Consider the following 15001-nt stretch of genomic DNA (forward strand, 5'->3'; position numbering starts at 1 on the left):
GCACCCTTATTACAAAGGAAATCTGCATTTACGTTCTTCGTTTGGCTTTAACCTTCTACCTTTGAATTCAATAGCCCGCCAGGGTTTGGAATCGCTATTCGTAAACTTGATGGTAACTAAATCATAAGGAGGATTGTGAGCTCCTTCAAATGTAGTTACCTGCACAGTTACATCAAAGAAGTAGCTGCCTTGTCTTAACTTCTTGATTTCGAGAATGTTAGCACAATAATACTGCTTAATTTCACCATAATGCTTTTCTAATTCTTTACTAATTAACGGATAAAGAAAATGGATAATCAAGTCATCACGCAATTGTACATTATTTTTTGTTACGGTATCTGCTCTAACTGGTGTAAATGAAACAAGAAACGAACAGGCGATAACTATAAGAATGGATTTTTTCATAGCAGACCTCACCAATAGTTTTCTCTTATTTTAATCAATTATGAACAGATTAATGCTTAAGTTCAGAAGCTATAATAAACTTGATAATACTTGTTCAACCAGATAAAAGAAACTTAGGGATTTTCAACAATCGGGCGCAAGAATTGAAGAATTTATGGACTGTTGCAGTCCAATTTTTCATGGTCTTTTATCAGTTAAATGGCAGGTTAATTGCAAAGGTCAATTAAAGACAAGCTGAGAATTATTTATATATAAATAGACTGGGAATAATTTTGATGAAGCAACATATCTCAGAAATGACAAAGAGTAAAAAAGAAATTTTGAGAGAAATAAAAAAACCCTATCGAATCAAGCCGGTAACTGTGGTTATCGTTTTAATTGTAACTGTATTTATCTTAGGAACAATTTTTCATTTGGTTAACGATTTCGGAAGGAAATTGACTTCAGATTTAGTTGGTGCATTAATCAGTTTGGTCTTTGCATGGAATTTGGGATTTGGGCTCTATAAAGGAATTTGGCAATTTTTAAATTCTCGAAAGATAAACAAAGTACTATTTCCCAAACTTGAGCAGTTTATAAATGAAAGCGAAGAGAAAAGCTATGATGAAACGGAAGAAGAAGCTTATGAAATGGTCAAAGCAGCATATGCGAACTATACCGAGAAGTATAATAAGCTCAATAAACTTTACTGGAAAATTATTAATTTAAGTATTGTTTTGCTCTTTATCGCACTTGTTATTTCGCTTGTTTATCATCAGTTTTAGCTGGGATCAGACAATACAAATTTCATTTTGCTATTGAATTAAAGGGCGCGATTCTTTAACAGAATTGTGTTCTTTCTTTATGTTTAGGCATTTAATGGAATAACTACTTTAAAGGAAACTGGATATTTATGTTAAAATTAATATGAGCTTTGTGAAGGGTTGAACTAAAATTAACTGGCTAGTTCAACAATGACAGATGGGTTATTGTACCTAATGTAGAAAATTGATTAAATATTATATTTTGATATACAGATTAACAAGGAGTTGGTTCGGTTGAAAAAAACATTACTAATATTGGTATGTATTTTTGTTATGGCGATAACTGGTGCGTGCGAAAAAAAAGAATATAACGGTAAATATGTACACTGGGGAGATATAAGATCCGGTCTAAGTATAGAAAAACTAAAACGAAATAACATTCCGTATAAACAAAAAGCCAATCAAGTATTTATACCGGAAGATGCTTTTGATGATGCACTTTATTGCTGTTCATAACCTACGGCTGGCTAAAATTCCTTGTTCAACAATCGGGCGCATTTCTAGAATAAGAAATGCGCCCTTCTTAATGAATTGGGACATTTAATGGAATAAGAATCTGAAGTATAATTATATAATGTAAAATCAGTATGGCATTTTGTGAAGGATTGCACTTAAACTATATGAGCAGATTAGTTTAATAAGGATTGTTAGGTCTGGGGTAATTTCTCTATAGTGCTTTAAATGAAAATAAGTTTATGCCAACAGTCAAAAATGATATTAAATGAAAGGGGATTATTTATATGTTAGATACTGTGTATGTTGATATTCGACATATGGATTTTTGGTTTGGACATTATGGATTAATAGATAAAAGTTGGAATGACGAGGTTAAATTATATTCAGATGCAAATAAAACCAATGATATGGGGTATTTTGAAATTAGCACTCATACAGGTTTAGCTGCTCTTTACAATAATTTAGACGATAAGGAAGATTATGAACAAAAGAAAGAAATTGAGGATTTTCTAAATGGTGAAACACAAGTATATTATAGTTATCTATATCCAAGATATGACGAAGATTTATTAGATCAAGTTAGTCATTTTGCACCTCTAAACAAGTTTAATCATAAACCTATTTATATTGACATGTGGACTAAATTATCAGAGAAGTTAGACATAAATGAAATTAAAAATTGTGTAAGAATATTAGTAAAAAAATTCTTTCATGAAAATGTTTCAAATATTGTAATTCTGGAAATTCCAACATATGAGGAAACAAAAAAAGATTATGATGAAATTGTTTCGCGATTTAAATAATTTCAAAATGAAAATGTTTTTAAAGAATGTAAAGTAATTCACTAAAATTAAACCAGCTAATAGAAACTTAGTGATCTTCAACAATCGGGCGCATTTCTAGAATAAGAAATGGCGCTCTTCTTAATGAATCGGGCCATATTCTGGAATAAGGCGAGGGTTCAAATCAGGGGATTTTAAAAAAAATGGGAGATAGTTAAACAACCAATCAACCATACGCATTCATGTAAAAAGAATAAATGAATATTGATTCCAAAATCTGAACAAAATAATTTTACTTGTAAATACAATTGAAAATGAGGCTTTATTGATATGGAAATTGAGTTGAATAAACAAGCAGTTTTAACTATTCGTGGTTTGTATTTTTGCATTGTGGAACAGTGGGCATGTATTAACAAAGTACACGGTATTTCTTCAGCTCAGCAACATCTCTTATTCATTTTATCTACACATGAAAAACCACTAACAATTAGTGAGATAAGCAATTTAGGTTGTTGGCACTTATCTACAGTAAGTCGACTGTTACAACCCTTGATAAGAGAGAATTTTGTTACTGTACAAAAATGTAAAACGAAATACAAATATGTATCAATTACTAATCAAGGCTTCGAGAAGTTAAAGGAAATTGCTAAGCAAGTTTTTCCACTGAAGGAATTTCCGTTTGATTTTTCAGATATTGAACAAGAAGAAGTTCAAATATTTATTGAAATAGGGTTGAAAATATTAAAAAATTTTAAGGGTGAGGAATTTTTAACTTGGGTTAAAAAACCCCACTTCCAAGAGTATCAATCGTCCTAGTTATTAATGATATTTCTACCGTTGTTTACAATTTATTAGGAGGAAACAAAAGTTGGAAACAGATAACAGTATTAGACTTACATCTGGTGAAATTGCGAGTTTATGGACGACATACATGAGTGATAGCATGGCAATATGCGTGATTAAACATGCTTTAGATAAGGTAGAAGATACAGAAATTCGTGCTGTTTTGGAATTAGCTTTAAATTTATCCCAAAGCCATGTGGATAAAATTAAACAAATTTTTATTGATGAAGACTTCCCTATTCCACATGGTTTTACAGATGAAGATGTAAACCTTAAGGCACCTCGTTTATTTTCAGATTCTTTTTGGTTAATGTACATCAACAAAATGTCTATTAACGGATTGACTGCTTATGCTGTGGCATTGACTACTGCAACACGTGCTGACATTCGTGATTTTTATACTCATGTTAATGATTCAACTATGGAACTTTATAACAAGTCACTTAATGTAAAACTATCCAAAGGACTTTTTGTAAGACCACCTTACATTTCTACACCAGAAAAAATTGATTTTGTTAAGAAGCAAAGTTTTTTGACAGGGTGGTTTGGAGAACGTAGACCAATAAATGCTGTGGAAATTAGTCATATTGACTTTAACATAAAAAAAAGTATGTTAAAGGAAGCAATTATGCTTGGATTTGCTCAAGTAAGCCAGTCAAAGGAAGTAAGGAATTTTATATCACGGGCAAGAGACCTTTCTTCAAAACACATTGAGATTTTCCATACAATATTAACTGATAACAATCTACCGTCTCCTCCATCTTGGGAATCAGAGGTAACAAATTCCACCATTGCACCCTTTTCGGATAAGTTAATGTTGTTTCATACGCAATTATTGGTGAATTATGCCATAGGTTATTATGGCGCTAGTTTGGCTGGGTCTTTTCGGAGAGATTTAGCAGCTAAAGTAACACAAGTAATCGGAGAAGACTTGTTACTTGTTGAAGATGGAGTAAATCTCATGATTGATCATGGATGGCTAGAACAAGTACCACAAGCAGATGATAGGGAAGAGTTAGTAAAGAAATAGAGTTACAAAACTGTTCAACATTTTTGTAAGAACTAGCTCTTAATTAAGTAAAACGGGTATTTAAGTTAGTGATAGGGTTGCGAGCAGCAATCCTATTTTGGTGCCAGCTGATAAGAAAAGCTGAAGACGGTTAATTAAATATAATGGATAATTATTCTTGCTTTGTATAGGAATAAAATTATTAAAATTGTCACGGTGAAATTAGTTTGTTTTGCAAAGGAACTAAGATCACAACATTATTTTGGATTGATATAAGTGGCTTGGTTATAACAACGATGCGAGGGCAGTTGTTTTGTGGAAGTAAGCTTATAAATAATTGTACCGATATGAACAAAACGGTCAATATCTCCTAAGCAATTTCAATTTTGGTTTGGTAACTAAAAGAAAACACGCTTTTTTCAGCTTCTTTTTTTAGATTGGGTTCAGCACTCTTGATCTAGTTTAAAAACGGTTCGAAATATAATGAAATATTCCACCTAGAAGGGTTTGGTTAGTTGGGATGTGGAGGAATTGGGAAATAACACAGAAAGTTGCTTTACGCATCGTTCTTATCTATATTTTCAGTAGTATTACATGGATCATTTTTTCTGATTACTTGATGAATTATTACCTTTACATTAAATCAGCTTGGATCGAAATCTTCAAAGGATGTATGTTTATTTTGATTACAGGCTTAATTTTTTACAACTTAATTAAAAAGGGGATAAAAGTGACGGTAGAATCTGAAACCAAATTTCGTACTATCGTTGAAAACGTATCGGATTTAATTGCTGTTATTGATCATAATGGTAACTTCGAATATTTATCTCCTTCTCATCAGAATATTTTTGGATATTCTGAAGATGAATTAGTGGGGAAATCTGTTTTTGATTTTTTAAAAGTAGAAGAGACCACTAAAATAAAACGAAGGTTACAGGACATAAAGACTCAAAAATATAGAGTTCCTGTTGAGTATAATATAAAACATAAAGATGGTCATTTTGTATTAGTCGAAGGAAGAGGAGTACCTATCATTGGAGAATATGGTGAAGTCAAAAAAATCATCTTATTTTCACGTGATATAACGGAAAGGAAAAAAGCTGAGAGACAGCTTATGGAAAGTGAAGAACGTTATCGGAAACTTGTAGAGTATTCACCTGAAACCATCCTCATTCATATAGATGGGAAAATTGTTTATGTCAATAAAGCAGGTCTATTGTTGGTTTATGCAAATAATAAAAATCAAATATTAGGTAGAAATGTATTTGATTTTATTTCTCCTGAATACCATGAGCATACAAAAAAACAAATGAAAAAAGTGAAAGAGAATGGACTATCTGAAATTAGTGAGTATCAGATTATTCGGTTAGATGGAGCGCATCTTTTTGTAGAATTATTGACATTTCAAACTATATATCAAGGTCAAAGTGCAATGCAGGCTATTTTAAGAGACATTACAGAACGTAAAAAAGCACAGGAACAGGTCCAATATTTGGCTTATTTTGATCCATTAACCGGTATTCCTAACCGTAATCATTTGCATAAATATCTTGGTGAAGTTTTAGAACGTAACAAGGTTGATAAAAAAATAGTTGCAGTTTTATTTTTAGATTTAGATCGATTTAAATTGATAAACGATACGTTTGGTCATAGTTTTGGTGATCTATTATTGAAAGAAGCAACCATAAGGATTAGTAGAGTTTTGGAGAAAGATGGTATACTTTTCCGTTATGGAGGAGATGAGTATGTTATTGTTGTGGAAGGAGTTGAACCTAGAGAAGTATCTCAACTTGCAGAAAAACTTATAGAAACATTCTCATCACCTTTTTACATTCAAGAACGTCAAATGTTTATTTCAACTAGCATTGGAATTAGTCTATTTCCAAAAGATGGAGAAACAGTGGAAGCTCTCATACAAAATTCAGATGCAGCGATGTACTCTGCTAAAGAGAATGGTAAAAATAATTTTCGATTTCATTCTAGTTATTTAAATACAAATAATAATCGAAAAATGGAAATTGAATTAGGCATTAGAAAAGCACTAGAACAAAATGAATTTACATTGTACTATCAACCTTTAGTTGATCTTGATACTAAGAAGATCGTTGGATTAGAAGCTCTAATTCGTTGGATTCATCCTGAATATGGCTTTATTTCTCCAGCGGAATTTATTCCTGTTGCAGAGGAATGCGGGCTAATTGTATTAATTGGAAATTGGGTTCTAAAAACGGCATGTGAGCAGTTTAAACGTTGGTTAGATTCAGGATTTCCTTTAAAAAGGATTGCAGTGAATGTTTCAGCTATACAGTTTTGTGACCAAAATTTTGTAAATACTGTAAATCAAGTTTTACATGATACAAAGCTTGAAGCCTGTTTCTTGGAATTAGAAATTACTGAAAGTGCCACACAGCAAGTAGAAGAGGCGACTAAAATTATGAAGGTATTAAAAGAAATTGGTGTTCAACTTTCCATTGATGATTTTGGTACAGGTTATTCTTCATTAAATTATTTGAGACAATTTCCTATTAATACCTTAAAAATTGATAAGTCTTTTGTGGATGAAATTAATAATAATTATAATGGTGAAGTAATCATTAAAACCATTATTGAACTAGGAATTAGTTTGGGATTTATGGTAATTGCTGAAGGTATTGAAAATGAACAACAATTATCATTTTTAAAAGAAAACAACTGTCAAATAGGACAAGGTTATTTATTTAGTAAACCTTTGCCAACTCATGAATTAGAGGATCTTTTAAAGAAATAAATATTTATTTCTTTAGGAATATTTTAACAAACGGGTTTTGGATTAATGATCTATTGTGATTCTTACTGTGTAAATAAAAGTTTAGGTAAGGATAAAGAACTTCGTGAGGATAACGTAATAAAAAATAGCAGAAGCATTGTTAAGTCAAAAATTTTATTTCACGACTTTATTTAAAGAACAATTATTCATTTAGAACTATTTTTCTTATGCAATAAAAAGGCGCCTTTCTTGAACAGGAAGACTTCTTCCGTTATTGGGTCATTTAATGGTTACCTTTATTATGGTAAAATTTTCTGTAAATAGCTAAATAGGATCTTTTAACTTTTTAGAATGAAATCGAAATAGGAGGTAAGCACGATATGTCGCAATCCATTATTCCTAGAGCTGCTGTGCGTGGTAGAGCTTCTGGAGTTATGTTCTTGGCGTTTTTTGGTACTCTGTGGGCCGGAATTGGAATTAAAGGACTAAATGGCTGGGGATATCTCTGGCTTTTGATCTTATCTCTTTTGATTGGTGTTGTATTGCTTATTGGAGGAATCGTATTGATAATTAAGTCAAAAAGGTTATCAAACGAGATGGGGGAAGGGGATTCTAATCGTTGGAAACGAAAGAATATGTGGTTCGGCATTAATTTTGGCTTAGAAGGCGTGTTGATTGGTGTCGCCTCTGCAATTTGTAGGTCTACTAATCACTTGGATTTGTTTGTCCCTATCATAGCTCTAATTGTCGGTGTTCATTTCTATCCCTTAGCACACCTTTTTCAAGTCAAGATTTATTATTTTTCTGGTTCACTCCTTTGTTTGCTTTCGGCAATCACACTGTTCACTTTACCTGTAAGAGTTACCTGGGAGAATAATCAAATTATGGTATGGTGGATAACTGTCGGCTTTGGCTCAGCCTTGATATTGTGGGGAACCTGTGTGACAGTTTGGCAAGTAGGCAATAAATTGCTGAACAGTGCTGGGAATAGAGTCAAAGAAGCTGAGGAATCTTTCAGGTTTTAATATAGAAAAAACTGTTCTTTTTTATTCAACGGGTGCAATTCTAGAGTAGAAATTGCGCTCTTTCTTTTTGTATATGGGATAGCGTCAGGATTTTGACAATTTACAACGCTAAGATAGAAACCCTTGTATCAATAGGGTTTAATCTATTGGGACTTAACTGATTTTGCATCAAATAAAGATTGCTAGTGTCTCATATGCCTTGTCTCAAAAGTCTTATCGTTGTTAAATACTTCAATTTTAGTGCTACTAACAGCTTAACGTTGTAAATCTGCATTTTCGGGACGCTACCCCTATATGGCCATTTTGTGGAATAAGGCATTTTAACAAAGTTAGACATTTAAATGAAAACCGGTAGAAGATTGTGAAAAAATGTAATTAAGCTAATGTAAGCAGTTTACTTGAATAAGGATAGATTCTATTGACTTGGGTAATAAAGTAGTACGACCGAGATACGTGTAATTTCAGGTCATGAATTAACTTTTATTTCTAAATGCCGTATTTAAGTTGTATAGTACGGATGTAACGGGTTCGCTGTTGTTGGTGCTGAGTCCCTAAAAGTTAAAAATGTTGCCATCAAGGTAGCCGAGAACCATAAGTAGGTCTTCTACTATTTTTTTAAAAAAGGGAAAGGATAAGAAAAAGACACTCATTGTAGATTGGGGCTACAACAATGCTATTTCTTATCCTAACGGGTGTATTATTTAATTTAATCGCATTTTTTATACCCAAACGAATGTCTGATCTTGAGATCATAACAACAACATTGTTTTCAATGGTTTTAGAACTTTTAGTTGATATGTATTTAGATGTAAAATTCGACATGTTTGGTTATTTTACAAAAGGAGTAAATTGGGGGTTCCTTATTTATGTTTTTGGTGTTTACCCTGCAATTAATATCACATTTTTAAATTTTTTCCCTTATAACAAAAGCCTGGTTCGAAAATATTGCTATATTGTTGGATGGTCTGTATTTGCAGTAATATTTGAACTTCTTTTTATATGGACCAAAACTTTTTACTATAATGGCTGGAAATTGTGGTATTCTGCCTTGTGTTATCCAGCCTTATATGTAACTTTAGTGTTGTTTGATAAGTACACTTTATATCTTATTAAAAAAGTTCAACAAAAAACCCATCCTTAACGGCAAAGGATAGGTTGTAATATAAACCAAGATTATTCTTGGTTGTCCATAGTATGAGTTTGAAACCCCAAAATTATCCATCCTTGTTGATTTTCTGTTATATTTATTAGACTAAAAAAGCCCTTTTTGTTAGTTAAGGTGCACATTATCCTTAGTCTCACCATTATTGGTTAAATTAGCTTCGTAGATGTTTATGTGTGTTAAATTTTTTACGACAGACGAAATCCGATTTTAAATAGTTTTTTTCAATTAGGGGTAAAGTATCATTTGAAACCTGTATGCTCAAGTTGAGCTTAGGGCTTAAAAAGGAGGGGAAAACCCATGGTTCATTATGATAATGAACTACTTACTGATTTAGAAAAAGGAAATGTATATTCAGCAAGGGATATAGCAGAATTTCTTAAATTTAAACAAAATGTTACTATCTTATGTTCGGATACAGACGTTTTTAATTCTGATGATGCTAACGTGAGATTTAAGGTAAGGGATAAACTTGAAACATTCATTCATTCCAATAACATTGTTGGTTACATAAAGCCAAATGTGAAGAGTTTGATTTATATTGTTGAAAAGGTTTAATAAATACTTAGCATCCTTTCAAGGTCTTTCAGAAATGAAAAAAGGCTATCCGTTATGGATAGCCTTTTTTATTCAGGAAATATTTTGGTATATATTACAAAATAATGATAATTTTTCTCGTTTAGTGCAGGATAATAATTATAAAAATTGTCCTGGAGGGCTTAGCATGTTCAGCAGAGGAACCAAGATCACAACATTATTTTGGATTGCTATAGGTGGTTTGTTTTTAACGTCGATTTATTCAATACTACTTGCTATCTTAGGCATTAAATCTATGGCAATGATTAGTTATATTTACAAGCAGAATAAAAAACAGGCTCAACAAGAAAATTCAAATAATGTAAGGCGTTTGTTTAAATAACCCATCTCTTCCACCAACTTCAAAAATAAAGGAAAGGATAAGAAAAAAGAGCCTCTCTTAGACTATAGGTGCTTTACTTCAATAACGATCTTCAACAATCGGGCGCGATTACTCAACAAGGGCAGTCGCTTCTGGTTTTAACGGAGAGTTTAATTAGTTACATTTCCAAGATATTAAATTAATTTTTTGCCATTTAATCTAGCAGCGATAAGTATCGCTGTTTTTTATTTGTATAAATGTGAAGAAAGGGAAGAATATAGGAGCTATCTTTGAAAAGAAAGGAGAATGAAAAATTAAAATGAAAAGGATTATAACGTTACTTACTATTTTTATTTTAAATTTTCAACCTTTTTCATTTGTTTCAGCAGAATCAAATGACGAATTGAAAGCAGCGTTTATAAAAAATGGCGATTTATGGGCTAAAGTTGAAAATAAAGAAATGAGAATTACCTATGGCGAATATGTAAGATTTCCAAAATGGTCTTTTGATGGTAACTGGATCGCATATATTAGAGCTACCAAAGTAAATGAATTTCCGTCATATGAAGGAGACCTTTGGTTATATGATGTAAAATCAAATAGACATTTTAGAGTTTTTACAAATGTAATGACGAATTTTCAGTGGGCACCGAATCAAAATACACTTGGTTTTCAATCCGGTAAAGTTTTAAAGAGTATAGATGTTAAATTATTAAATCAACCTCATAAAATTGCTTCTGGAATTATAAATTTTTCATGGTTACCTGATGGAACAGGCATCTTAACTTCTTCTAAAGCAGGTAAAAGCGTATTTTCAGACATAGTATTATCCAAAATTTCACTTAACAATAAGAATCAGTATAAGTCCCAACATTTTTACACAATACGAGTTGGAAAGAAAGATTATTTTTATGGAACAAGCCAGTTTAAATGGTCCAATGATCATAAATGGATTGCTTTTCAGTTAGTTCCAACAGCAGCTTTGTCTGCAGATATTAATACAATAAGTATTCTTTCTAATGATGGGCGCAGTTTCCAAAAAATTGATGAGATGTTAAATTACGAAGAATGGTTTCAATGGGCACCAAGTAATAATTTCTTAGGGTATATTCAGGGATTCAATCGAGAAGCTATTGAAAATAAGGCATTAAAGGTTACACAAATAGATAAAAATATTACCTCCCAATACACACCTAAAGGATATGTTGATCGAGATTTGACATGGCAGACTAATAAATCTATTTTGGTTTCACGTTCCATAGAAAGTAAATGGATTGATGTTGAGCAAAGACCAATGCCATCTTTATATAAGATTGATATTCAAACAAAGACTGCAAAGAAAATAACTTCACCTTCATCAAATGAAGGTGATTTTCGTCCACAATACATTAAAAATATGAATAAATTGATTTGGATAAGAACAAATAGAGAAAAAGCGAATGTTTGGATTGCCGATCCAAATGGTTTAAACCAGAAAATCTGGATTGAAAACTTTAGTCCTGGAACTTGGTATTATGAACATTGGAGTTGGGATGAGGTTTTTAGTTTATTTCAACCGTAATATATAGGGGCATATAAAATAAAACAGGATGAAACTTGTATTATTCTTGAACTGTAACAGATTGCATATTCCACAAAAATAGCAATAGAAGCTCATGTGTTATTCAATTAAACCAGCTAATAGAAACTTAGTGATCTTCAACAATCGGGCGCCATTCTGGAACATGGTTTGTGAAAAAAGAAAAGTTTAAAAGGATAACATTTCCAATATATATTGTGATAATATGAATGTAATCTTTTTGAAGAGGTGAGTTTAGTTGAGTAAAGTTGAGCAGAGTACAAAGTTAGATTTAGAACGAATTGTTTTTATAGGGAGAACCTTTGAAGAGTATTTAAATATGTTCTCGATTACACAAGGAGAACTACAGGGAAAGAAAATACTTGATTGTCCAGCAGGAGCTTGCTCATTTACAGCTGTTGGTAACAAATCAGGTTTAGATGTAACAGCTTGTGACATTGCCTACTATCATTCTGGGGAAGACCTAAAAAATAAAGGTCTCAAGGATATTGAACACACGATGGAGCATATGCAAAAAGCCCAAAGCAATTTTAAATGGGATTATTTTAATGATATAGAAGCACTTAGGAAACATCGCTTGAGTGCATTGCAAGATTGTACGAACGATATGTTGGAATCGAGCGAAAGATACATTCCAGTCAATTTACCTTCTTTACCATTTAAAAATGACGGATTTGATATTCTTCTATCTGCCCATTTTCTATTTATGTATGGGGATAGATTAGATTATCAATTTCATATCGAAACACTAAATGAGTTATTGAGGGTTACCAAAGAGGAAGTTCGTATTTTTCCTTTAGTTGATTTAGAGGGAAAAAGATATGAGCATTTAGATAAAATAATAAGGTATCTGACTGACAATGGCTGTACAGTTGAAGAAGTGAAGGTGCCATATGAATTTCAGACAAATGCTAACTCTATGTTAAAAATAAAAAAAGGTTAGTAAAAAAGGGACTTTGTCCCTTTGAAAACACCTCTTCTTGAACTAAGTGGGTGCTTTACTTCAATAAAGATCTTCAACAATTGGGCGCGATTAAATAAGATAACCCTTAGATTTAAACGATTTTATTGTTATATTTTTAAGTGCAGTGAAGTATTTTACATCAAAAATTAAACAACTTTTTAACCCCGTCTTAAAATCAGAACGGGGTTATGCATGTTTTGAGACTTTGTAACATTTCGCGACTAAAAAATCTCTCTTTTTTTATGAGTGGCCCAAAAAAGAACGACTTCTTGCCGTACCCCCAATCACAGGGTTTGTGTTAGAGGCGACAAAGCAAAGTATGATTCCTTAGTTTGTAACGACTTATTTTCACTTCTTATATAATTGTAAAATTAATTCCATTTCAGGGAACGCTACTCATAATAAGGAGGTGGATAAATGAATAAGTGGTTTAGGTCATTGGTTTTTCTATTGATTTTAGTCATTGTACCATCATTTCAAGCGCATGCTTTAACTTTTGATAAGTTACCACAGATTCAAAAATCGAAACAATGGTTGGTTGAAGTTGGTAAACCTGAGTTTCACAAAAACTCTATTCAGCCGAAAAAAGGAGTATATGACACTTATAGCTTTACAGTTAAAAACATCGGGAAGAATATGGATTCGGTAAATGTTCAGGCATTTCGGAATGAACCAAACTCAAAAACGAAATTCGCACTCTTCACTAATAGTCTACATGGAAAAATCCTTCAATCTGGTCAGCAATTAAAATTTACTGCTTTTCCGTTGGCAGTAAAAGCGACAGAATTGGAGATTACAGTCACTTGGAAAGAAAAGGGGATCAAAAGGGATTCAAAAGAAACGTTCGTTTTTACTCAGAATTAGTTTTTGAAACAAGGAGAAATATTTCTCCTTGTTTTTTGACATACTTCCACTTTGTAGTGCCAATACATATAAGTTATAACATTATTCGTTTTAAAGAAATTAATTTAGCTTTCAAATCAAAAAAAAGTGTTCAGAAAAGGACAAGTTTTGGAACATATAATAATATGTTTGCTTTTTTCCCTTGTTCAGCAATCGGGCGCTTTTCTTGAGTAACGAAAAATCCCAATTTCTCAATTTTAATGCTGAGAAATTGGGATTTTTTCTTTTGGAATCTCCTTAACATCGTAAATTCGCGTTTTGCTGGTGGTAAGCCCCTTAACGTAATAAATCATATGAAATTGCTTGTTGAATTTTGTTAAACGCATTGTTTCTGCGAAATGTTATTGATATTACTAAGAATAAATCAGATATAAGTTTGTTTAAAGTTAAAATTAATTCCCATAGTTGTGTCATTCATGACTTCACCAAGAGGGCAATAGGTGTGGGGGGAATATTTTGTCTTAGCTTTATGGGCATGTGCTGATGCCCCAGATAGATCGGCTTATAAAATCATTTTATTTAACTAATGCCCCTCAGTATATTCAAGAATGTCACCGGGTTGGCAATCTAACTCTCTACAAATTGCTTCCAAGGTGGAAAATCGAATAGCTTTTGCTTTACCGGTTTTTAATATGGACAAATTAGTATTAGTAATACCTATTTTTTGTGCTAATTCATTTAATGAGATCTTTTTCTTTGCCATCATTACATCTAAGTTAACGATTATCATATGGCGCTCCCCTAAATAGTTAATTCATTTTCACTTGCAATCTTAACTGCCTTATGAAAGAAAACACCTAAAAAGATGATCAAAACCGATGCTATAAACAAGGGAGTTGGGATATTGTAAGAAGCATTTACTTGTCCATTATCAATATGTATTTTAGGCAGTAGTTGTTTTGCAATTAACAAATCGGGGAGTGAAATAATTAAGGAATTAATCAATAACAGAATCCCAATGATGATAATCGCATTTGCATTGTTTGAAACAAATAATTTTCCCTGTGACAAGTTCTTAAAGATTTTTCTAAAGTACCAACATAAAAGAGTAAGTAAAACGAAAAATACTGGAGCTGTCAATAAATCAGGGGGAAGGACACTATTATTATGATAACTAATATTAAATATTCCTACGGTTATATGATTATAAGAGTTTATTTCTGCTCCTTTCAAAATGGAAGGTTTAAAAGCAAGGCTTGCGACAACTGCTGAAGTACTTACTGTAATTATTAATCCAACCCAAAAAAACACTGTTAATAAAATAGATATCAACTTAATTACATTTATTTTCATGGTTTTTAACTTCTCCTTTTTAAAATTCATCTATAATTTACCATAGAAATAAATAAATAACAACTAATTTTTATCGTTTTTCGATGAAAATTAGTTGTTATATGGTTATGTTAATTATTAATCTAAAAATGGA

At 31.9% G+C, this 15001-nt stretch carries 16 protein-coding genes; 13 read left to right on the forward strand and 3 right to left on the reverse strand.

Annotated elements, in window-relative coordinates; all coding sequences use genetic code 11:
* Positions 1 to 9: 9 nt before the first annotated feature.
* Complete coding sequence (locus HPT25_RS26415; protein ID WP_173071603.1) at positions 10 to 405, reverse strand: DUF3888 domain-containing protein; 396 nt, start codon at positions 403 to 405, stop codon at positions 10 to 12.
* Between the two features lie 296 nt (positions 406 to 701).
* On the opposite strand from HPT25_RS26415, the gene HPT25_RS26420 reads away from it, so the two are divergent.
* The 13 genes from HPT25_RS26420 to HPT25_RS26480 all read left to right on the forward strand — a co-directional run bounded on the left by HPT25_RS26420 (position 702) and on the right by HPT25_RS26480 (position 13536).
* Entirely contained in the window at positions 702 to 1169 is a 468-nt protein-coding gene (locus HPT25_RS26420; protein WP_217270007.1) for a hypothetical protein, read from the forward strand.
* Between the two features lie 273 nt (positions 1170 to 1442).
* Complete coding sequence (locus HPT25_RS26425; protein ID WP_246277402.1) at positions 1443 to 1664, forward strand: hypothetical protein; 222 nt, start codon at positions 1443 to 1445, stop codon at positions 1662 to 1664.
* A 284-nt stretch (positions 1665 to 1948) separates the two neighbouring features.
* Positions 1949 to 2467 carry a hypothetical protein gene (locus HPT25_RS26430; RefSeq protein ID WP_173071607.1) on the forward strand — a complete coding sequence of 173 codons (519 nt, stop codon included), beginning with the start codon at positions 1949 to 1951 and terminating at the stop codon, positions 2465 to 2467.
* Positions 2468 to 2776: 309 nt separating this feature from the next.
* Complete coding sequence (locus HPT25_RS26435) at positions 2777 to 3262, forward strand: MarR family winged helix-turn-helix transcriptional regulator (protein ID WP_173071609.1); 486 nt, start codon at positions 2777 to 2779, stop codon at positions 3260 to 3262.
* Between the two features lie 52 nt (positions 3263 to 3314).
* Positions 3315 to 4319, forward strand: a complete 1005-nt coding sequence (locus HPT25_RS26440) for a DUF3231 family protein (protein ID WP_173071611.1) — start codon at positions 3315 to 3317, stop codon at positions 4317 to 4319.
* A gap of 661 nt (positions 4320 to 4980) precedes the next feature.
* Positions 4981 to 7065: a sensor domain-containing protein gene (locus tag HPT25_RS26445; protein ID WP_173071613.1), complete on the forward strand. Its 2085-nt coding sequence runs from the start codon at positions 4981 to 4983 to the stop codon at positions 7063 to 7065.
* Positions 7066 to 7424: 359 nt separating this feature from the next.
* Positions 7425 to 8069, forward strand: a complete 645-nt coding sequence (locus tag HPT25_RS26450; RefSeq protein ID WP_173071615.1) for a DUF7010 family protein — start codon at positions 7425 to 7427, stop codon at positions 8067 to 8069.
* A 670-nt stretch (positions 8070 to 8739) separates the two neighbouring features.
* Positions 8740 to 9210 carry a CBO0543 family protein gene (locus HPT25_RS26455; protein WP_173071617.1) on the forward strand — a complete coding sequence of 157 codons (471 nt, stop codon included), beginning with the start codon at positions 8740 to 8742 and terminating at the stop codon, positions 9208 to 9210.
* A gap of 321 nt (positions 9211 to 9531) precedes the next feature.
* A complete protein-coding gene (locus HPT25_RS26460) occupies positions 9532 to 9789 on the forward strand; it encodes a hypothetical protein (RefSeq protein WP_173071619.1) in 258 nt (85 codons plus the stop codon).
* A 34-nt stretch (positions 9790 to 9823) separates the two neighbouring features.
* Positions 9824 to 10150, forward strand: a complete 327-nt coding sequence (locus tag HPT25_RS26465; protein ID WP_173071621.1) for a hypothetical protein — start codon at positions 9824 to 9826, stop codon at positions 10148 to 10150.
* A 298-nt stretch (positions 10151 to 10448) separates the two neighbouring features.
* A complete protein-coding gene (locus tag HPT25_RS26470) occupies positions 10449 to 11690 on the forward strand; it encodes a TolB-like translocation protein (protein ID WP_173071623.1) in 1242 nt (413 codons plus the stop codon).
* A 256-nt stretch (positions 11691 to 11946) separates the two neighbouring features.
* Positions 11947 to 12651, forward strand: a complete 705-nt coding sequence (locus HPT25_RS26475; protein WP_173071624.1) for an SAM-dependent methyltransferase — start codon at positions 11947 to 11949, stop codon at positions 12649 to 12651.
* Positions 12652 to 13089: 438 nt separating this feature from the next.
* Positions 13090 to 13536, forward strand: a complete 447-nt coding sequence (locus HPT25_RS26480) for a YozF family protein (protein ID WP_173071626.1) — start codon at positions 13090 to 13092, stop codon at positions 13534 to 13536.
* Between the two features lie 562 nt (positions 13537 to 14098).
* Here the strand turns inward: HPT25_RS26480 and HPT25_RS26485 are convergent.
* Both HPT25_RS26485 and HPT25_RS26490 read right to left on the reverse strand, forming a co-directional pair.
* Positions 14099 to 14305: a helix-turn-helix domain-containing protein gene (locus HPT25_RS26485; protein WP_173065272.1), complete on the reverse strand. Its 207-nt coding sequence runs from the start codon at positions 14303 to 14305 to the stop codon at positions 14099 to 14101.
* Positions 14306 to 14316: 11 nt separating this feature from the next.
* Entirely contained in the window at positions 14317 to 14868 is a 552-nt protein-coding gene (locus HPT25_RS26490) for a DUF2975 domain-containing protein (RefSeq protein ID WP_173071628.1), read from the reverse strand.
* Between the last annotated feature and the right edge of the window lie 133 nt (positions 14869 to 15001).

Origin of the sequence: Neobacillus endophyticus (genome assembly GCF_013248975.1) — a bacterium.
Taxonomy (GTDB): Bacteria; Bacillota; Bacilli; order Bacillales; family Cytobacillaceae; genus Neobacillus; species Neobacillus endophyticus.

Excerpts from the sequence above, each read along its gene's own strand:
- HPT25_RS26435 (WP_173071609.1), top strand. The coding sequence starts at position 2,777 with ATGGAAATTGAGTTGAATAAACAAGCAGTTTTAACTATTCGTGGTTTG.
- HPT25_RS26465 (WP_173071621.1), top strand. The coding sequence starts at position 9,824 with ATGAAAAAAGGCTATCCGTTATGGATAGCCTTTTTTATTCAGGAAATA.
- HPT25_RS26470 (WP_173071623.1), top strand. The coding sequence starts at position 10,449 with ATGAAAAGGATTATAACGTTACTTACTATTTTTATTTTAAATTTTCAA.
- HPT25_RS26485 (WP_173065272.1), bottom strand. The coding sequence starts at position 14,305 with ATGATAATCGTTAACTTAGATGTAATGATGGCAAAGAAAAAGATCTCA.
- HPT25_RS26490 (WP_173071628.1), bottom strand. The coding sequence starts at position 14,868 with ATGAAAATAAATGTAATTAAGTTGATATCTATTTTATTAACAGTGTTT.
- HPT25_RS26450 (WP_173071615.1), top strand. The coding sequence starts at position 7,425 with ATGTCGCAATCCATTATTCCTAGAGCTGCTGTGCGTGGTAGAGCTTCT.
- HPT25_RS26460 (WP_173071619.1), top strand. The coding sequence starts at position 9,532 with ATGGTTCATTATGATAATGAACTACTTACTGATTTAGAAAAAGGAAAT.
- HPT25_RS26430 (WP_173071607.1), top strand. The coding sequence starts at position 1,949 with ATGTTAGATACTGTGTATGTTGATATTCGACATATGGATTTTTGGTTT.
- HPT25_RS26415 (WP_173071603.1), bottom strand. The coding sequence starts at position 405 with ATGAAAAAATCCATTCTTATAGTTATCGCCTGTTCGTTTCTTGTTTCA.
- HPT25_RS26420 (WP_217270007.1), top strand. The coding sequence starts at position 702 with ATGACAAAGAGTAAAAAAGAAATTTTGAGAGAAATAAAAAAACCCTAT.
- HPT25_RS26480 (WP_173071626.1), top strand. The coding sequence starts at position 13,090 with ATGAATAAGTGGTTTAGGTCATTGGTTTTTCTATTGATTTTAGTCATT.
- HPT25_RS26455 (WP_173071617.1), top strand. The coding sequence starts at position 8,740 with ATGCTATTTCTTATCCTAACGGGTGTATTATTTAATTTAATCGCATTT.